The organism is Knoellia tibetensis (assembly GCF_048606415.1).
Classification (GTDB): domain Bacteria; phylum Actinomycetota; class Actinomycetes; order Actinomycetales; family Dermatophilaceae; genus Knoellia; species Knoellia tibetensis.
This window is the reverse complement of sequence record NZ_JBMBWF010000001.1, coordinates 2,514,024-2,532,140: the sequence shown is the minus strand read 5'-3', so window position 1 is coordinate 2,532,140 and position 18,117 is coordinate 2,514,024. Positions and strand designations below refer to the sequence as shown.

At 71.0% G+C, this 18,117-nt stretch carries 14 protein-coding genes; 6 read left to right on the top strand and 8 right to left on the bottom strand.

What is annotated here, in order from left to right; translation table 11 throughout:
* On the top strand, positions 1 to 1,325 hold a 1,325-nt coding region (locus ACOJV7_RS11835; protein WP_420190350.1), incomplete at its 5' end, for a hypothetical protein.
* On the opposite strand, the gene ACOJV7_RS11830 is transcribed toward ACOJV7_RS11835, so the two are convergent.
* From ACOJV7_RS11830 to ACOJV7_RS11820, 3 genes are all read right to left on the bottom strand, one after another.
* Entirely contained in the window at positions 1,320 to 3,179 is a 1,860-nt protein-coding gene (locus ACOJV7_RS11830; RefSeq protein WP_420190349.1) for a GMC oxidoreductase, read from the bottom strand. The genes ACOJV7_RS11835 and ACOJV7_RS11830 overlap by 6 nt on opposite strands.
* Positions 3,176 to 4,768: a succinic semialdehyde dehydrogenase gene (locus ACOJV7_RS11825; protein WP_420190348.1), complete on the bottom strand. Its 1,593-nt coding sequence runs from the start codon at positions 4,766 to 4,768 to the stop codon at positions 3,176 to 3,178. The genes ACOJV7_RS11830 and ACOJV7_RS11825 overlap by 4 nt, the downstream gene beginning before the upstream one ends.
* A 72-nt stretch (positions 4,769 to 4,840) precedes the next feature.
* Positions 4,841 to 5,962, bottom strand: a complete 1,122-nt coding sequence (locus tag ACOJV7_RS11820) for a GuaB3 family IMP dehydrogenase-related protein (protein WP_420190347.1) — start codon at positions 5,960 to 5,962, stop codon at positions 4,841 to 4,843.
* A 152-nt stretch (positions 5,963 to 6,114) separates the two neighbouring features.
* On the opposite strand from ACOJV7_RS11820, the gene ACOJV7_RS11815 reads away from it, so the two are divergent.
* The 3 genes from ACOJV7_RS11815 to ACOJV7_RS11805 all read left to right on the top strand — a co-directional run bounded on the left by ACOJV7_RS11815 (position 6,115) and on the right by ACOJV7_RS11805 (position 12,290).
* Positions 6,115 to 9,342 (top strand): M36 family metallopeptidase, encoded by a 3,228-nt coding sequence (locus ACOJV7_RS11815; protein ID WP_420190346.1) that lies wholly within the window; start codon positions 6,115 to 6,117, stop codon positions 9,340 to 9,342.
* A 219-nt stretch (positions 9,343 to 9,561) separates the two neighbouring features.
* The gene (locus ACOJV7_RS11810; protein WP_420190345.1) at positions 9,562 to 11,190 is read left to right on the top strand and encodes a DHA2 family efflux MFS transporter permease subunit; all 1,629 of its coding nucleotides are present in this window, start codon (positions 9,562 to 9,564) and stop codon (positions 11,188 to 11,190) included.
* Between the two features lie 68 nt (positions 11,191 to 11,258).
* Entirely contained in the window at positions 11,259 to 12,290 is a 1,032-nt protein-coding gene (locus ACOJV7_RS11805; RefSeq protein ID WP_420190344.1) for a P1 family peptidase, read from the top strand.
* Between the two features lie 21 nt (positions 12,291 to 12,311).
* Here the strand turns inward: ACOJV7_RS11805 and ACOJV7_RS11800 are convergent, their stop codons facing one another.
* Positions 12,312 to 12,470, bottom strand: coding sequence for a hypothetical protein (locus ACOJV7_RS11800; protein ID WP_420190343.1), 159 nt, complete (start codon positions 12,468 to 12,470; stop codon positions 12,312 to 12,314).
* 47 nt (positions 12,471 to 12,517) lie between these two features.
* Positions 12,518 to 14,134 (bottom strand): IMP dehydrogenase, encoded by a 1,617-nt coding sequence (gene guaB, locus ACOJV7_RS11795; RefSeq protein WP_420190342.1) that lies wholly within the window; start codon positions 14,132 to 14,134, stop codon positions 12,518 to 12,520.
* 257 nt (positions 14,135 to 14,391) lie between these two features.
* On the opposite strand from guaB, the gene ACOJV7_RS11790 reads away from it, so the two are divergent.
* Complete coding sequence (locus tag ACOJV7_RS11790; protein WP_404384602.1) at positions 14,392 to 14,679, top strand: WhiB family transcriptional regulator; 288 nt, start codon at positions 14,392 to 14,394, stop codon at positions 14,677 to 14,679.
* Positions 14,680 to 14,860: 181 nt separating this feature from the next.
* Here the strand turns inward: ACOJV7_RS11790 and ACOJV7_RS11785 are convergent, their stop codons facing one another.
* Positions 14,861 to 15,550, bottom strand: coding sequence for an aspartate/glutamate racemase family protein (locus ACOJV7_RS11785; protein WP_420190341.1), 690 nt, complete (start codon positions 15,548 to 15,550; stop codon positions 14,861 to 14,863).
* 44 nt (positions 15,551 to 15,594) lie between these two features.
* Here ACOJV7_RS11785 and ACOJV7_RS11780 point away from each other — a divergent pair, with 44 nt between their 5' ends.
* Positions 15,595 to 15,816: an RNA-binding S4 domain-containing protein gene (locus ACOJV7_RS11780; protein ID WP_420190340.1), complete on the top strand. Its 222-nt coding sequence runs from the start codon at positions 15,595 to 15,597 to the stop codon at positions 15,814 to 15,816.
* Positions 15,817 to 15,838: 22 nt separating this feature from the next.
* On the opposite strand, the gene ACOJV7_RS11775 is transcribed toward ACOJV7_RS11780, so the two are convergent.
* Entirely contained in the window at positions 15,839 to 16,960 is a 1,122-nt protein-coding gene (locus ACOJV7_RS11775) for a class I mannose-6-phosphate isomerase (protein ID WP_420190339.1), read from the bottom strand.
* Positions 16,957 to 17,961 (bottom strand): LacI family DNA-binding transcriptional regulator, encoded by a 1,005-nt coding sequence (locus ACOJV7_RS11770; RefSeq protein WP_420190338.1) that lies wholly within the window; start codon positions 17,959 to 17,961, stop codon positions 16,957 to 16,959. The genes ACOJV7_RS11775 and ACOJV7_RS11770 overlap by 4 nt, the downstream gene beginning before the upstream one ends.
* Positions 17,962 to 18,117 lie beyond the last annotated feature (156 nt).

The window sequence follows — 18,117 nt, the reverse complement described above, 5'->3', positions numbered from 1 at the left end:
CCCTGCGCAACGGCTCCACCAGCACCATCCACCTCCTGGGCGACATCGCCGGCTACTACCTCGAGGGCGCCAGCCCGGGGTTTGGCTGGATCGCCAGCGGGCTCACGGCACCCGCTGGGGCTCAGGTCAACACGATGCGCCTGGACGATGTCGACTGCCCGACGGTCGATGTCTGCTACGCAGTCGGTAATTACTCGGACAACGTCGGCGATGGGCACGCTCTGGTAGCCACGCGTCTGGGTGGGATCTGGACCACTAAAGGCTTCGGGTCTTCACGGCTGACCTCTTTCGGCAGCGCCGATCTCGATTGCGCGTCGGAGTCCTTCTGCGCGGCGATCTACAGCGGGTACGACCAAGCTGGCCAATACGAACTCACTCCCCAAGCGCTCGTGCTCCAAAACGGGACCTGGTCGCTGACGTATCCGGGGTGGGGTGTCCATAGCGTCTCCTGTCCAGCCGTAGGCACCTGCCACGCGGCCGGTGGCGTCGTCTTCGCGACCTATGCAAACGGGTCCTGGTCCTCGGTTCCCGTGCCTCTACCCGCGGATGCGGACTTGTCCATGGAGGACCCCGCGTTCATCAGCGACCTTTCCTGCTGGGAAGCGCGCGGATGCGTGGCGGTCGGCCACTATTGGCCCAATGAAGCCGACCCCATCGGCCTTATTGTCAGGCTCTCCACCTCTGGAGCGGCTGCAATGAAGGCCTTCAGCCCCTCGGAGTCGAAGTACGGGTACCACCTTGGCGCTGTCTCCTGCTGGGACGCCGGACAGTGTGCCTTTACGGGTAGTTACGTGGACTCGCTGGACCACGAAGCGATTTCGGTTGGCACCGTCGTAGGGTCAACACTGAAAAGTCTGCGCCCACCGGTGCCTGCAGACGCAGTGTCCGCCGATGTGGGTGACACCCCTTTCCAACTCAACCTTTTCGATATCGAATGCCAAGCCGCCAATCAGTGTGATGCTGTCGGCGTTTACACCTCGAGTACTGGGCGTCGACCTCTTGCCGAGTCTTACCGGAGCGGACTTTGGTCAGTGCGTGAGACCTCGGGCACGCCTGTCGGACCAGGGCAACTGGTGTCCATCTCGTGCGCGGAGAACCAGCACTGCACCGCGGTCGGAGTCCGAGAGAGCAGCCCCATCGCGATGTCGCTTCCACCAACAGGGGCCATCAACTCCGCGAGCCTTCCCTCGATCTTGGGATCAGATCCACGAGACGCCATCGCTTGGGCCGTTTCATGCCCCGCGCCATTGGGGTGCGTGGCGGTCGGGGTTCAGGGCGACACGGACAGCGGCGGAGGGGACGCGGTTATCTTCGAGCAGTCATAGCCGAGCCGAGGATCGCCCGGAAGTACCAACCACAACGCCTTGGGCGGCAATCCGGAAGGCCGGCATACCGAGGTCGACCCCGACCCCGGCGCTTTCGACCGCCCGCACCTCGCGCACCGCGGGGTTGCGGGCGGGCACGGCCTCGAGCCGCTCGTAGTCGGCGCCCTGCCCGGGACGGGCATCGAGCTCACCACGGTTGGGCCACAACGACATCGCGCGCTCGGCCTGCGCCGTGATCGTGAGTGACGGGTTGACGCCGAGGTTGGCCGAAACGGCCGACCCGTCGACGACGGAGATGCCGGGGTGCCCCCACACGCGGTGGTAGGGGTCGATGACACCGCTCGTCGGGCTCTCACCGATGGCCACCCCGCCGAGGAAGTGGGCGGTGAGCGGCACGTCGAAGACCTCGCCCCACGTGCCGCCGGCGACGGTGTACTCGCCCGTCGCGTCCGCGAGCCGCTTGGCCATGGCGGTCATCGAGTCGTGCCCGGCCTTGATGAACGTCGGGTTGGGCTCACCGTGCCCCTGTTGCGAGGTGAGCCGGCGACGGCCGAGGAAGCCGCGCCGACCCGAGACCCGCAGCGAGTTGTCGCGGGACTGCATGACGAGGCCGATGATGGTGCGCTCGCTGAACCGGCGTGTCATCGGGAACTGCCGGAGCAGCACCTGCGGATCGCGCAGCAGCATCCGCAGGAACTCGACCGGCCGCGACCGGCCCGTGTCACCCGGCACCATGAGAGTCGTGAGCAGCCCCATCGCGTTGGACCCGCGGCCGTAGCGAACGTTCTCGACGTGCGTGTCCTCGTCGGGGTGGAAGGACGCGGTGATCGCGATGCCCTCCGACAGCCCAGCCTCGGGCACGGCATGCTCCGTCAGCGCCCCGAGCAGGGCCTCGCTGTTGGTGCGGGTGAGGTGCCCGAGCCGGTCGGAGATCCGAGGCAGCTCGCCCTCGTCGCGCATGGCGTGGAGCAGGGTCTGGGTCCCCCACGTCCCCGCGGCGACGACGACGTGCCGGGCCGTGACGACCTGCTCGTCCCGGCCGTGCGTCGGTCCCGTGCGTTCGTGGAGGACCCGATAGACCTCCTGCCCGTATGCCGTCCCCTCGCCGCCCGTGCCCGGCACGACTCCCAGCCGCCTCACGGTCCGCATCGGCTCGATGACGACGCCGAGGCCCTCGGCGAGGTGGAGGTAGTTCTTGCGCAGGGTGTTCTTGGCGCCGTGACGGCAGCCGACCATGCAGTTGCCGCACTGGGTGCAGCCGGTGCGGCGCGGTCCGGCACCGCCGAAGTAGGGGTCGTCGACCTCGACCCCGGGCTCCCCGAAGAAGACGCCGACGGGCGTCTTGCGGAAGGTCTCGGGCACGCCCATGTCGCCGGCGACGTCGCGCCAGATCTGCTCGACCGGCCCCTCGCACGGGTTCTCGACGACGCCGAGCATCGCCGACGCGGTCTCGTAGTGCGGTGCCAGCTCTGCCGACCAGTCGGTGATGTGGCCCCACTGCTGGTCGCGGAAGAACGCCTCCGGCGGGACGTAGAGCGTGTTGGCGTAGTTGAGCGACCCACCGCCGACGCCCGCCCCCGCGAGGATCATGACGTCGGGAAGCTTGTGGATCCGCTGCACCCCGAAGCAGCCGAGCTGCGGCGCCCAGAGGTAGTTGCGCACGTCCCACGAGGTCTTCGCGAAGTCCTCGTCCTCGAAGCGTCGCCCGGCCTCGAGCATGAGGACCGAGTAGCCCTTCTCGGCCAGGCGCAGCGCGGCCACCGACCCGCCGAAACCGGTCCCGATGACGACCACATCGACGTCGGTCTCCGGCGTGCGGGTGGCGTGACCAGGGTCGGATCCGTTGCGGCTCACCGCAGTCCCAGCGTCTTGAACGCGCGCAGGGCAAGGGTGAGCCCCTTGGTGTAGGTCTCCTGCGAGACACCGGGCAACCCCGCCATCGGGCCGGCGAGGTGCTGCGCCGTGACGTTCTGGCTCTCGGTGTACTTGAGGATGCCCTCGCGGCCGTGGCGTCGCCCGATGCCCGAGGCCTTCATGCCACCCATCGGTGCGCCGGTGCTGGCCCAGGCCGGGATGTAGGCGTCGTTGACGTTGACCGTCCCGGTCCGGATGCGCGAGGCGATGCGACGGGCTCGGCGCACGTCGCGGCTCCACACCGAGGCGTTGAGGCCGTACTCGGTGTCGTTGGCGAGTGCGATGGCCTCCTCGTCGGAGCCCACCTCGTAGACGGAGACGAGCGGGCCGAAGGTCTCGCCGTCACGGCACTCCATGTCGGGCGTGACACCGGTGAGCACGGTCGGGGCGTACACGAACGGCCCGACGTCGGGCCGGCGGCGGCCACCGGTGAGGACGACGGCGCCCTTGGCGCGGGCATCCTCGACGTGGCGGGTGACGGTGTCGAGCTGTGACTGGCTGACGAGCGAACCCATCTCGGGGCCGTACTCGAGCTCGGTGCCGAGCCGCAGCGCCTCGACCGCCTCGACGAACGACGTGACGAACTCGGCGTGGACCTCGCGGTGCACGAGGAGGCGCTCGGCGCTGATGCAGACCTGCCCACTGCCGCTGAAGCACGCGCGCAGGGCCCCCGCGACCGCCCTGGGCACGTCGGCGTCGGCTGCGACGTACATCGAGTTCTTGCCTCCGAGCTCGAGGCTGAAGCCGACGAGTCGCTGGGCCGCCGCGACGCCGACCGTGCGTCCGGTCGGGGTGGAGCCGGTGTAGCAGACGTAGTCGGTCTGGTCGACGACCGCCTGGCCGGTCGAGGAGCCCGGGCCGAGGACCACCTGGAGCACACCCTCGGGCAGACCCGCCTCGACGAGGAGCGCGTGCGCGGCGAGTGCCGTCAAGGAGGTCTGCTGGTCCGGCCGCAGGACGACGGCGTTGCCCGCCATGAGCGCCGGCAGGGCGTCGGTGATGGCGAGGATGAGCGGGAAGTTCCACGGCGAGACGATGCCGACGACGCCCTTGGGGAGGTGGCTCACGACGGTCTGGGTGAGCACCGGGAAGACACCCATCGGGTGCTGGTCACGCAGGTAGGACGCAGCCCTCCGGGCGTAGTGCCGAGCGGTGTTGGCGGTGTCGGCGATCTCGGAGAACGCATCGTGCCTGGTCTTGCCGCTCTCGAGCTGGATGAGGTCGAGGAGCTCGACCTGACGGCCGAGGACGAGGTCGTGGAACCGGAGAAGGATCCCCGCGCGGTGCGACAGGGGCGTGCGCTCCCACGCTCGCTGGGCGGTCCGCGCGGTGGCGACGGCGACCGCGACGTCCTGCGGGGTCGACACCGGCAGCGAGGCGAGCGGTGCGCCCGTCATCGGGGTCGAGCTCACGTGCTGCTCGGCGCCGGGACTGGCGACGACGCGCGAGGCGAGCCGGCGCGCTCGGCTCGGGTCCACGGCATACGTGGCGGTGGGGTCGAGCTCCGGGTCTGCGATGACGTCGGCCATGACCTGAGGCTAACGACGTCACCGTCAGCCGAGAACGGTAGTGAGTGAGACTCCCGCCTCACTCGGGATGTGTCAGCCGCCCTCGTAGGGCGCGACGACGACCTCGACCCGCTGGAAGTCCTTGAGCTCGGTGTAGCCGGTCGTCGCCATCGCGCGACGCAGCGCGCCGACGAGGTTGGTGGTGCCGTCCGCGACCTTGCTCGGGCCGAAGAGGACCTCCTCGAGCGAGGCGACCGCGCCGACCTCGACCCGCTCGCCACGCGGCAGCTCGGGGTGGTGCGCCTCCGGGCCCCAGTGGAACCCGCGGCCGGGCGCTTCGGTCGTGCGCGCGAGCGCCGCTCCGAGCATGACGGCGTCCGCGCCACAGGCGACCGCCTTGACGATGTCGCCACTCGTCCCGACACCGCCGTCGGCGATGACGTGGACGTAGCGGCCGCCGCTCTCGTCGAGGTAGTCGCGGCGGGCGGCGGCGACGTCGGCGATCGCGGACGCCATCGGCGCGTGGATGCCGAGCGTGCGGCGGGTCGTGTGCGCCGCTCCCCCGCCGAAGCCGACGAGCACGCCGGCCGCGCCGGTACGCATGAGGTGGAGGGCGGCCGAGTAGGACGCGGCGCCGCCGACGATGACGGGCACGTCGAGCTCGTAGATGAAGCGCTTGAGGTTGAGCGGCTCGGCGCGGCCCGACACGTGCTCGGCCGAGACCGTCGTGCCACGGATGACGAAGAGGTCGACACCGGCGTCGACGACGGTCTTCCAGAGCTGCTGGGTGCGCTGCGGCGTGAGCGCGCCGGCGACGGTGACGCCCGCGTCGCGGATCGTGCGCAGCCGCTCGACGATGAGCTCGGGGACGATGTCGGCGCGGTAGATCTCCTGCATGCGGGCCGTCGCGAGCGCCGGCTCGAGCGTGGCGATCTCCGCGAGGAGCGGAGCCGGGTCCTCGTAGCGGGTCCACAGGCCCTCGAGGTCGAGGACGGGCAGGCCGCCGTGCTTGCCGAACGCGATCGCCGTCTCGGGCGACATCACGGAGTCCATCGGGGCGCCGATGACCGGGAGGTCGAAGTGGTAGGCGTCGATCTGCCACCCCACGGAGACCTCCTCGGGGTCGCGCGTGCGGCGCGAGGGCACCACGGCGATGTCGTCGAAGGAGTACGCGCGCCTGGCCCGCTTGCCACGTCCGATCTCGATCTCGTTCACAGCCGAAGCCTAACCGTGAGCCACATTTGTGATGACCATCACGATACGATCCTGATTTCCGGCAGTAACCAGAACACTGGCGACTGTCCAGCGCCGGGCACCCCCTCGGGGGCGCACCCCCTACCGGCGCCCCGAGAAAGGGAAGACCCCCCATGGCACGACCCCCTGCCCTCGCCACCGGGATCCTCGCGATCTGCCTCACGACGGCACTCGCGACCAGCGCCGCATCGGCGTCCACCCCAGCGAGCACCCCCCTGCCGACGACGCTCACCGACGCCGTCGACGCCCTCACCAGGACCCTCGACACCCGCGCCATCACCAAGCCCGTCGTGCCGAGCACCGCGACGAGCAAGGCCACGTCGGCCCTGCTCTCGGCGTCCGGCCCCAGCGCCCGCGCCACGTGGGACCCGCGCTTCGGCACGCTGCGCTCGCTGCGCGGACCCGCCCCGCTCACCGCTGCCCGCGGGGGCTCCGCGGTCGACGTCGCCCGTGGCTGGCTGCGCGAGCACGCCGCCGCCTTCGGCCTCACGACCGCGCAGGTCGACGGCCTCGCCCTCGTGCGCGACCACACCCTGCCCGGAACCGGCACCCACACCGTGAACTTCGTCCAGACGACGGCCGGCGTCGCCTCCGTCCGCGGCGGCCGCCTCAACGTCGCCGTGACCAAGGACGGCAGGATCCTCTCGTATGCCGGTGACCCGACTCCCGGCTCGACCCTCACCTCGGCGTGGGTGCTCGGTGAGGCCGGCGCCCTGCTCGCCGTGACGAAGCAGCTCGCGCCCTCGACGGTCTTCACGCCGAAGGCCGACGGCAGCCAGGCCGGCTACACGACCTTCGCCAAGGGCCCCTTCGGTGGCCCGTCCTACGTGAAGAAGGGTGTCTTCGGCACCCGCAACGGGCCGGTCGCGGCCTACAAGGCCTACTTCATCAAGAGCCCGACCGAGGCCTGGGAGGTCGTCGTCGACGGCACGACCGGCAAGGTCCTCTACCGCGCCAGCGTCGTCCAGTTCGAGGGTGACCCCGAGGGCACCGTCTACGACAACTACCCCGGCGCCGCCAAGGGCGGCACCCCGCGCGTGCAGTCCTTCGGCGCCAAGCCCGAGTCGCCCAAGGGCTGGGTCGACCCGACCGGTGTCGCCGGGACCGGCGTGACGACCTTCGGCAACAACGCCGACGCCTACGCCAACTGGTCGAACTTCATCGGGCCGGTCGACAACGCCCCGCGCCCCGTCGCCCCCGACGGTCGCTTCAACTACGACTTCACGGACGCGTGGCAGAAGTCCAAGGGCGCCACCGTGCCGCCGTCCTACGCCGAGGACCTCGACCCGGCGGCGACGAACCTCTTCCACCACCACAACCGGATCCACGACGACTACTACCGCCTCGGGTTCACCGAGACCGGCGGCAACTTCCAGGTCGACAACGGCGACAAGGGCGGCGTCGGTGGAGACGCCATCCGTGGCCTCGTCCAGGCCGGTGCCGCCTCGGGCGGGTCCCCGACCTACACCGGGCGCGACAACGCCTACATGCTCACGCTCGACGACGGCATACCGCCGTGGAGCGGCATGTTCCTCTGGGAGCCGATCGACGACGCGTTCGAGGGACTGCACCGCGACGGCTCGTTCGACATGAGCGTCATCCAGCACGAGTACAGCCACGGCCTGTCCAACCGCTACGTCGCCGGTGGCGGCGCGCTCGGCTCGCACCAGGCCGGTTCGATGGGTGAGGGCTGGGGCGACTGGTACGCGCTCAACCACGCACAGGTGACCGGCCTCGAGCCCACCCGCGCCGTCGTCGGCGCCTACGCGACCGGCAACGAGAAGCGGGGCATCCGCAACTACGACTACAACGTCAACCCGACGACGTTCGGCGACCTGGGCTACGACCTCACCGGACCCGAGGTCCACGCCGACGGCGAGATCTGGACCGCGACGCTCTGGGACCTGCACCGGGCCCTCGTCGCCAAGCACGGGCTCGCCAAGGGTGGTGAGATCGCGGCCCGCCTCGTCACCGACGGCATGCCGCTCACCGCTCCCGACCCGAGCTTCCTCGACGCCCGCGACGGCATCCTCACGGCCGACCTCGACCGCAACAACGGCGACAACACCGAGCTCATCTGGTCGGTGTTCGCCAAGCGCGGCGCCGGCACGAGCGCGGTCTCGCAGGGCGGCGACGACACCGACCCGCAGCCCGCGTTCGACTCCCCGGCGGCGGCACGCAACGGCACGGTCGCCCTCACGGTGCTCAACGCGACGACGGGCAAGCCGGTCCCGGGCGCCAAGGTCATCCTCGGCGTCTACGAGGCCCGCGTGAGCCCGCTCGTGCGCACCGGCTCGACCGGTGGCGCGAGCATCAAGGCGGTCGCCGGCGCCTACCCGCTGACGATCCAGGCACCGGGATTCGGCACGCAGACGATCGACGGGTTCTCGGTCTCGGCCGGGCGCAACACTGCCAAGACGATCCGGCTCGCGCCGAACCTCGCCTCGACCGCCGCGGGCGCGACCGTCGTCGACGTGTCGAGCCAGGACGACGGCGCCCCCGCCAAGTTCGCGCTCGACGACACGGCCGCCTCGGTGTGGGCCACGAAGGAGGGCGCGACGGCATACAACGCCGGTCCGGACCAGCGCGTCACGGTGAAGCTGGCCGCCCCGGCGACCGTGAGCAGTGTGCGGGTCAGCGCCTTTAAGGCGACGAACGCCTCGCGCTTCGCGGCGCTCAAGGGCTTCACGGTCCAGACGTCGACCGACGGGGTGACGTGGACGACCGCGCGCACCGGGTCGTTCGGCTACCAGGCGCCGCGTCCCACGTCGTCCGACCTCAACTACGTGACGTTCCCGCTCACCAAGCCGGTCAGGGCCAGCCACATGCGGTTCTTCGTCGACTCGGTCCAGGGCGACACGGCGAAGCAGGCGCAGGTCGCCGAGGTGCAGGTCTTCGGCAGCGGCGCCGTCGTCGAGAACGGCAGCGTCACCCCCGACCCGACCTACACCGACTCGGGCACGATCACGGCGCCGAACCCGGCCGCGGGTGACCCGACCGGTCTCGCCAACGTCTACGGCGTCACCGGTACCGAGATGACGACCGCGTGCACCTTCCCGCCGGCCAGCCAGGGCGCCGACGCGTGGGTGACGAAGTTCCCCGCCGGGTTCTCCGACGGCCTGCACTCGGTGTCGGTCAAGGGCACGAGCGCGGCCGACGACACCCTCGGGCACGACCTCGACCTCTACTTCGTCGACAGCGCCTGCCAGCCCACCGGCTCGGCGGCGTCGTCGGCGGCGGACGAGTCCGCGGTCATCCCGCCGGGGACGGTCTACGCCATCACCCAGCTCTACACGGGTGCCGACGTCGACGTGAGCGTCACCGCGGTCGACAACCGCTGATCACCGGGCTAGCCAGGCCCCGCAACACCTCGACGGCCCCCGTCCGCACCTGCGGACGGGGGCCGTCCCCCCGGGAACGGGGGCCGCCCTCGCGCGGGAATATCAGATTGGCGTCGGAGGTTGGGCGGGGAGCACAATGACGGGTGCGGCTGATCCCGCACGCCGGCAATGGAGCCGACCCACACCCCTTATGCCTTTTCCTCCCGAGGAGACACGCCTGTGTCAAGCCCTGCCCACACCGAGTACCCCGACAAGATCGATGGTGCCGTCCTCAAGATCGCGGGTGTCGTCGTCCTCGGCGCCATCATGTCGATCCTCGACATCACGGTCGTCAACGTCGCGCTGCCGGAGCTGCAGACGACGTTCACCGGCGTCGACGACCCGCTGCCGTACTCCACGGTCGCCTGGACCGTCACCGCCTACACGCTGGCCCTCGCCACCGTCATCCCGCTGACCGGGTGGGCCGCCGACCGCTTCGGCACCAAGCGCCTCTACATGCTCGCGCTCGGCCTCTTCACCATCGGCTCCGTCCTCTGCGCCGCGGCGACGAGCATCAACCTGCTCATCCTCTTCCGCGTCATCCAGGGCCTCGGTGGCGGTCTGCTCATGCCGCTCGGCATGACGATCATGACGAAGGCCGCGGGTCCGGCGAGAATGGGCCGCCTCATGGCGATCCTCGGCATCCCGATGCTGCTTGGCCCCATCGGTGGCCCCATCCTCGGCGGCTGGCTCATCGACACGGTGTCGTGGCACTGGATCTTCCTCATCAACCTGCCGCTCGGCCTCGGCGCCCTCGCCTACGCCTGGTGGGCCCTGCCCAAGGACGCCCCCGAGCCCAGCGAGTCCTTCGACTTCGTCGGCATGCTCCTCATGAGCCCCGGTCTCGCCGCGTTCCTCTACGGCATCTCCTCGATCCCGGACGAGGGGTCCTTCTTCGCGCCCAAGGTCATCGGCTTCGCCGGCCTGGGCACCGCGCTGATCATCGCGTTCGTCTTCTACAGCTTCAAGCCCGAGCACCCGCTGCTCGACCTGCGCCTGTTCAAGAACCGCAACCTCACGTGGTCGGTCGTGACGATGTTCATCTTCGCCGGGGCGTTCTTCGGCGGCCTGCTCCTCGTGCCGACCTACCTCCAGACGGTCCGCGGTGAGGGCGCGCTCGACGCGGGTCTGCTCGTCGCCCCGCAGGGCATCGGCGCCATGCTCACGATGCCGATCGCCGGCGCGCTCGCCGACAAGTTCCCCGTCGGCCGCATCGTCCCGGTCGGCCTCGCCATCATCACCGGAGGCATGTTCGCCCTCACCCAGGTCGACGGCGACACGTCCTACTGGGGCTACCTCATCCCCGTGCTCTTCGTCATGGGTCTCGGCATGGGCGCGACGATGATGCCGCTCATGACCTCGGCGCTCCGGACGCTCACGGCGCACCAGGTGGCCCGCGGCTCGACCCTGCTCAACATCACCCAGCAGGTCGCCAGCTCGATCGGTGTCGCGATCATCTCGGTCGTCCTCACCAACGGCCTCAAGAACGACGCGCTCGTCTCGCAGGCCACGGCCTTCGGTGAGGCGTCCAAGGCCAACCCGAACGACCCGTCGCTGCTCCAGCAGTTCCCGCTCGTCGGCGAGATCCTCGGCCGCTTCGGCAACGACGTGGCGGCCGGTCAGGCCGCCCTGCAGAGCGCGGTCCAGAACGCGATGGGCGAGGTCTTCGGCAACACCTTCCTCGTCGCCGCCATCATGGTCTCGTTCACCCTCGTCTCCGCGGCCTTCCTGCCGCGCAAGCACGAGGAGAGCCACCTGCTCGACGAGGACGACGCCTCGGAGGTCGCTCCTCCGGTCGTCCTGCACTGACGCCACGGCGTCTCGTCGAAGGGCCGGTCCACCATCAGGGTGGGGCGGCCCTTCGGCATGCTGGGGCCATGGACGCACCCCGCCCCGGACCGCTCAACGCCATCACCGACGTCGCCGGGCTGAGGGTCGGGCAGGTCACCCGCGACGAACCCGGCTGGCTCACCGGCGTCACGGTCGTCGTGCCACCCGAGGGGACGGTCGGCGCCGTCGACGTGCGGGGCGGTGCCCCCGGCACGCGCGAGACCGACCTCCTCGCACCCACCTGCTCCGTCGACCGCGTCGACGCCGTCGTCCTCTCGGGCGGCAGCGCCTTCGGCCTCGCGACCGCCGACGGCGTGATGAAGGAGGCGTATGCCGCCGGGCTGGGCTGGCCGGTCGGCGAACCCTCGCAGGTGGTCCCGATCGTCCCCGCGGCGGTCGTCTTCGACCTCGGCCGCGGCGGCGTCTTCGAGCACACGCCCACCGCGGACGACGGTGCCCGGGCCTGGCGGGAGGCCACCGACGGCGCCGTCGAGCAGGGCGCGGTCGGTGCCGCGACCGGCGCACGGTCCGGTGGTCTGCGCGGCGGCGTCGGCACGGCGAGCGCCGTCGTCGACGGCGTCACCGTGGGCGCGCTCGTCGTCGTCAACGCGATGGGCTCACCCTGCGCTCCCGACGGGAGCCTGTATGCCGTCCGCTCCGGTCTCGAGGACGAGTTCGCCGACGTGCCTGCACCCGACCCGACCTCCGTCCGGGCCTGGTGGGAGGAACAGGCCGCGGCCATGGATGAGCTGCGCGCGGGCACGGCCACCACCCTCGCGGTCGTCGTCACCGACGCCCCGCTCACCAAGGTGCAGTGCCGCAAGCTCGCCGAGGTGAGCCACGACGGACTGGCGCGGGCGCTCTCGCCGGTGCACACGGCATACGACGGGGATGCGGTCTTCGCCCTCGCGACCGGTGACGGAGAGACGCCCGGCGAGCTCGACCTCGTGCGGGTGCAGGCCGCCGCGGCCGACTGCGTGACGCGGGCGATCGGGCACGCGATGCTCGCAGCGATGTCGGTGGACCGTACCGGCGACGGTGGCGTCGCCCTCGCCTCGTGGCGCGACCGTCTCACCTGAGGGGTCGCGGCGCGGGTCCGCTCAGCCGAAGTGGCGGATCATGAACTCCGTGTCGACGTCGTGACCGCCCGTGGGGTCGGGCGGGAGCGTCGTCTCGACCGAGACCACCATCTGCTCGGGCAGGACGCGGGGGAGGTCGACGTGGACCCGCTGCTCGAGGTCCTTCTGGCTGTCGGTCATCGCACCCTCCCTGCGTCCACTGGTCGCACCAGTGTGACGCACGCAGCTCAGCGCGAGGAGTAGTTCGGCGCCTCGACGATGCCGGCGATGTCGTGCGGGTGGCTCTCCTTGAGACCCGCCGTCGTGATGCGCACGAAGCGGCCGCGCTCCTTGAGCTCGGGCACCGTGCGCGCGCCGACATAGAACATCGACTGGTGCAGTCCACCGGTGAGCTGGTGGACGACGGCTCCGAGCGGCCCGCGGAACGGCACCCGGCCCTCGATGCCCTCGGGCACGAGCTCGTCGTCGCTGACGACGTCGGCCTGGAAGTAGCGGTCCTTCGAGTAGGACTTCTTGCCGCGCGAGGCCATGGCGCCGAGCGAGCCCATGCCGCGGTAGACCTTGAACTGCTTGCCGCCGACGAAGACGAGCTCGCCGGGGGACTCCTCGCAGCCGCCGAAGAGCGAGCCGATCATGACCGTGTCGGCGCCGGCGACGAGGGCCTTGGCGATGTCACCGGAGTGCTGGAGGCCGCCGTCGCCCACGATCGGGACCCCCGCCGGGCGGCACGCGAGCGACGCCTCGTAGATCGCGGTGACCTGCGGGACACCGACGCCGGCGACCACGCGGGTGGTGCAGATCGAGCCGGGACCGACACCGACCTTGACGCCGTCGGCGCCCGCGTCGACGAGCGCCTGCGCGCCCTCTCGGGTGGCGACGTTGCCGGCGAGGACCTGCACGTGGCGGGTCGCGGGGTCGCTCTTGAGACGGCGGATCATGTCGAGCATGAGGCGGGCGTGACCGTTGGCCACGTCGGGGACGAGGACGTCGACGCCGGCGTCGACGAGCGTGGTGGCGCGCTCCCAGGCGTCGCCGAAGTAGCCGATCGCGGCACCGACGAGCAGTCGGCCCGAGGCGTCCTTGCTCGCGTGGGGGTACTGCTCGGACTTGACGAAGTCCTTGACCGTGATGAGGCCGGTGAGACGGCCCTGCTCGTCGACGAGGGGCAGCCGCTCGCGCTTGTGCTGGCGGAGCAGGCTCGTCGCCTCCTCGGAGGCGATGTGCTCGGAGCCGGTGATGAGCGGCTGGTGGGTCATGACGTCGCGCACGAGCGTGGTGGCCCACTCGGCGACCGGCGTGAACCGCAGGTCGCGGTTGGTGACGATGCCGAGGAGGTGCATCTCCGGGTCGACGACCGGGAGGCCCGAGACGCGGTAGCGCCCGCAGCGCTCGTCGAGCTCCTCGAGGGTGGCGTCGGGCCCGATCGTCACGGGGTTGGAGATGCGGCCGGTCTGGGTCCGCTTGACGAGGTCGACCTGGTAGGCCTGGTCCTCGATCGAGAGGTTGCGGTGCAGGATGCCGATGCCGCCCTGGCGGGCCATCGCGATCGCCATGCGGGCCTCGGTGACCGTGTCCATGGCGGCCGAGACGAGCGGGACGCGCAGGCTGATCTCGCGGGTGAGGCGTGAGGTCGTGTCGACCTCGCTCGGGATGACGTCGGTCTCGCCGGGCTGGAGCAGCACGTCGTCGTACGTGAGGCCCAGCTGGGCGAACGGCGCCGGGAGTGCAGGCTGCGCGGCCTCCGCGGGGGCGGTCACCGAGGGCGACGGGGAGGGGGTGGGCGCCGGCGCCGGAACGGCGGGCTCGGCCTCGAGGTGGGTGGGGCGGTCGACACCAAGGCTCATCCACCAAGTCTAGGGCAGGGTCGCCGAGGCACCGAACCCGCGCCGGAGGGCGGGCACGGGGCCGTGGGCTGGCCCTGACCGCGCACCGGGTTGGCGACGACTGACCCGTGAAGTCACGTCCGGGTGGCGGACTTTGCCAAATTCTTACTTGGGCCAGACCCTCGTCTTGCCGACTACTTCCTAGCCTGACACTGCCCACGAGGGGTGCGGAGACGACCAGGTCGCCGACTCGGTGGCAACGATGGACAGGAGGGGACATGACTGACATCGCACGACTTCCCAAGCCGACTCTCGATGTCTGGGAGTGGCAGTTCGAAGGTCACTGCCGTCAGGTGAGCCCCGAGGTCTTCTTCCACCCCGAAGGCGAGCGCGGCAACCAGCGCCGCAGCCGTGACGACCGCGCCAAGGCGGTGTGCGACTCGTGCCCGGTGCTGCGCCGGTGCCGCGAGCACGCCCTCGCCTCGCGCGAGCCCTACGGGGTCTGGGGCGGCATGACCGAGGACGAGCGGATCCGCATCCTCAACCAACGTGAGCTCGCGAGCTGACCGCCCTCGCCGCGAGTGATCGAACCGCCGGGTGGCTGGGAGTGACCAGGGACACTCCCAACCATCCGGCACACGGGCCGGGTGGCTGGGACGGATCAGGGTGTGATGTCCCAGCCACTCGTGCAGCCCGAGCCCGAGGCCCCGTCCGTGCGGACGGGGCCTCGGTGCGTCTCGGGAGGCGTCAGGAGAGCAGGAAGTCCACGCCGGCGGCGGCGTGGATTGCCGTCGTGTCGTAGAGCGGGACGTGGCTGTCCTCCGCGGTGACGAGCAGCGAGATCTCGGTGCACCCGAGGATGACGGCCTGTGCCCCGCGCTCGACGAGCGAGGCGATGACACCGCGGTAGGTCTCGCGCGACTCGTCGCGCACGACGTCGAGGCAGAGCTCGTCGTAGATGATCCGGTGCACGTCGGCGCGCTGCCTCTCGTCGGGCACGAGGACGTCGAGCCCCCGGTCCTTGAGCCGACCGGTGTAGAAGTCCTGCTCCATCGTGAAGGCCGTGGCGAGCAGGCCGACCCGGTCCAGACCGTCCGCGACGATGACGTCGGCGGTGGCGTCGGCGATGTGGAGCAGCGGGATCCCGCAGTCTCGCTCCAGCTCGCCGGCCACCTTGTGCATCGTGTTGGTAGCGAGGAGCAACGCCTCCGCCCCGCCGCGCTCGAGGCCCTGAGCCGCGTCGGTGAGGGTGGCGAGGGTCGCGTCCCAGTCGCCGTCGTGCTGGGCATGCGCCACGGGCGCGAAGTCGACGCTGTGCACGAGCAGCCGCGCGGAGTGCAGCCCTCCGAGCCGCTCCGCGACCCCGCGGTTGAGCATCCGGTAGTAGCTCTCCGTGCTCGTCCAGCTCATCCCGCCGAGGACACCCAGGATGCGCATGCCTCGCACCCTAGGCCACCTGCGCGCCCGCCTATCCTTGCCACGTGAGCACCACCGAGATCCCCATCGCCGGCGAGAGCATCCGCCTGGGCCAGCTCCTCAAGTTCGCCTCGGTCGTCGAGGACGGCGCCGACGCCCGTGCGGTCATCGAGGCGGGCGAGGTCGAGGTGAACGGCGAGGTCGACACCCGGCGCGGCCGCCAGGTGCGCCCCGGGGACACGGTGTCCTACGCCGGCGAGACCTTCGCCGTCGTCTCGGAGGCCTGACCCGCTCGTACCCCGCCGGTGCCTAGCCGTCCACCTTCGGCGGCATGCAGCGGATGAGCGTCACGTCGCCGGTCACCGTGACGTCGCCAGCGCTGTGCGGCACGAGGAGCACGTCGCCGGCGGCCACCTCACGCGTCCCCTGGCTCGTCGTCAGGGTGCCGGACCCGCTGACGACGACCGTCGCGGCGTATGCCGCGTCGACCGTGACGTCGCCGCTCACCGGCCGCACGACCTCGGCGCAGAAGTAGGGGCTGGCCTCGTCGGGCAGTGCGGGCCCGGATCCCTCGACGTCGCTCCAGCGGCGGCGCAACGACGCAAGCCGCTCCTCGTCGACGGGGCCGTGGTCGACGCTGCGGAGGGCAAGCGGCCGGTCGAGACCGAGGAAGGCGTGGTCGAGCTCGAGCCCGAAGCGCTCGTGCTCGAGCATGACCGAGAAGTCGGTCGGCTCCTGGAGCTCGAGGATGAGCACGCCCTCGCCGATGGCGTGCGGCTGACCTGCGGGCACGAGGACGGCGTCACCGGCAGTGACCTCGATCGGGTTGAGCGCGGCGAGGAGCCGCCCGTCCTGGGCGTCGACGAGGGCGGCGAGGTCGTCGTCGGAGAGCTGGTCGCGGAAGCCCACCCACACCGTCGCGCCGGGCTCGGCGACGAGGACGATCCACGCCTCGGTCTTGCCGTGGTCGCAGTCGAGGTGGGTGGTGGCGAACTCGCGGCTCGGGTGCGAGTGCACGGGGAGCCGCTCGCCGCTGTCGAGGAGCTTGGTGAGCAGGTTGGGGTCGCCGCCGAAGCGCGCGACGTGGGCCTCGCCGAACCAGCCCTCGGCGTCGGCGGCGAGGGCGTCGGGCAGCTCGGTGCCGCCGTCGAGGGTCGTCACTCCCCCACCGCCCTCGGCGAAGAGCCGGGCAGTGGAGCCCACCCAGTCCTCGGGGCGGTAGCCGTCGAAGTCGGCGGGGACGTCGAGGCCCCGGAAGGCAAGGATGCGCTCGCCGCCGCGGTAGAAGCGACGGGGGGTGTTGAGGGCGAGCGCCGCGGTGGCGGCCGAGGACGCGGCGGGGCCGGCGGCGGCCGCGGGTGGCGTCACCGGTGTGCTCGCGTCGGGCGTCGGTGACGAGGCGGTGGCCGCGCTCGTCGAGGTGTCGGTCATGGGAGAGCCTTCCGTGCTCGGATGGATGCGGGGAGCCGGCCGGACTCCCTCACGAGGAGTCGGGTGGGCATGACCACCGTCTGGGCCGGAGACTCGTCGCCGACGAGCCGCGCGAAGAGCTGGAGCACGGCACGCTGCCCGATCGAGGCGGGGTCCTGGTGGACGACGGTGACCGAGGGGACGATGAGGTCCGCGAGCTCGAAGTCGTCGTAGCCGACGAGGCCGAGCTCCACGCCGACCTGACGCATCGCGTGGAGTGCGGCGAGGGTCACCCGGTTGTTGCCCGTGATGACGGCGGTGATCGGCGTGCGCTCGCGCGACCACGCCTCGAAGCGGGCGCCGAGCGACTCGATCGTGTGCGGCCCCATGGCGATGCGGGTGTCACCCGGCAGGCCGAGGGCGTCGTGGATCGTGACGAAGGCCTCGCGCCGCTGGCGCGCGGTCCAGAACTCGGCGTCGTCGCCGAGGAAGGCGATGCGGCGGTGGCCGTTGGCGACGAGGTGCTCGACGGCGCTGCGCACACCGCCGGGGTTGTCGCTGATGACGGTGTCGCACGGCTCGCCGCGCACCGGGCGGTCGACGTAGACGATCGGGGTGCCGCTCGCCGAGACGGTCGGGTCGGTGGCGGGCCGCTCCCCCGCGGGCACGACGACGAGGCCGTCCACGCGGCGGTTGATGAGCCCCTCGAGGACGACCCGCTCACGGGTCGGGGACCCCTCCGCGGAGGCGGTGATGAGCTGGTGCTGGCGGATCCGGGCCTCGCGCTCGACGGCGGCGCCGATCTGCGAGTAGAAGGGGTTGGCGAGGTCCTCGACGACGAGGGCGATGGTCTGGGTGCGTCCCTGGCGCAGGATGCGGGCGCCGTCATGACGCATGAAGCCGATGCGGTCGATGACGCCGCGGACGCGCAGCTCGGTGTCACGTCGCACCCCCGGCTCACGGTTGACGACGCGCGAGACCGTCTTCACGGAGACGTGGGCCTCGGCCGCGACGTCCGCCATCGTCGGTCTCGCCGATGTCCGCTTACCTGACAACGCTGTCACGAGGTCGATCACACCAAAAGTCGTGCGCCGTGGCAACGTGGACCGGGCGCGCCGCGCGTGCGGAACCGCTCTCTGTCCGATCGACTGTCCTCACCGGACAAAGGTGGGATCTGG

Coding starts and splice junctions, on each gene's coding strand:
- ACOJV7_RS11825 (WP_420190348.1), bottom strand. CDS start 4,768: ATGGCCGACGTCATCGCAGACCCGGAGCTCGACCCCACCGCCACGTAT.
- ACOJV7_RS11815 (WP_420190346.1), top strand. CDS start 6,115: ATGGCACGACCCCCTGCCCTCGCCACCGGGATCCTCGCGATCTGCCTC.
- ACOJV7_RS11805 (WP_420190344.1), top strand. CDS start 11,259: ATGGACGCACCCCGCCCCGGACCGCTCAACGCCATCACCGACGTCGCC.
- ACOJV7_RS11800 (WP_420190343.1), bottom strand. CDS start 12,470: ATGACCGACAGCCAGAAGGACCTCGAGCAGCGGGTCCACGTCGACCTC.
- guaB (WP_420190342.1), bottom strand. CDS start 14,134: ATGAGCCTTGGTGTCGACCGCCCCACCCACCTCGAGGCCGAGCCCGCC.
- ACOJV7_RS11790 (WP_404384602.1), top strand. CDS start 14,392: ATGACTGACATCGCACGACTTCCCAAGCCGACTCTCGATGTCTGGGAG.
- ACOJV7_RS11785 (WP_420190341.1), bottom strand. CDS start 15,550: ATGCGCATCCTGGGTGTCCTCGGCGGGATGAGCTGGACGAGCACGGAG.
- ACOJV7_RS11775 (WP_420190339.1), bottom strand. CDS start 16,960: ATGACCGACACCTCGACGAGCGCGGCCACCGCCTCGTCACCGACGCCC.
- ACOJV7_RS11770 (WP_420190338.1), bottom strand. CDS start 17,961: ATGGCGGACGTCGCGGCCGAGGCCCACGTCTCCGTGAAGACGGTCTCG.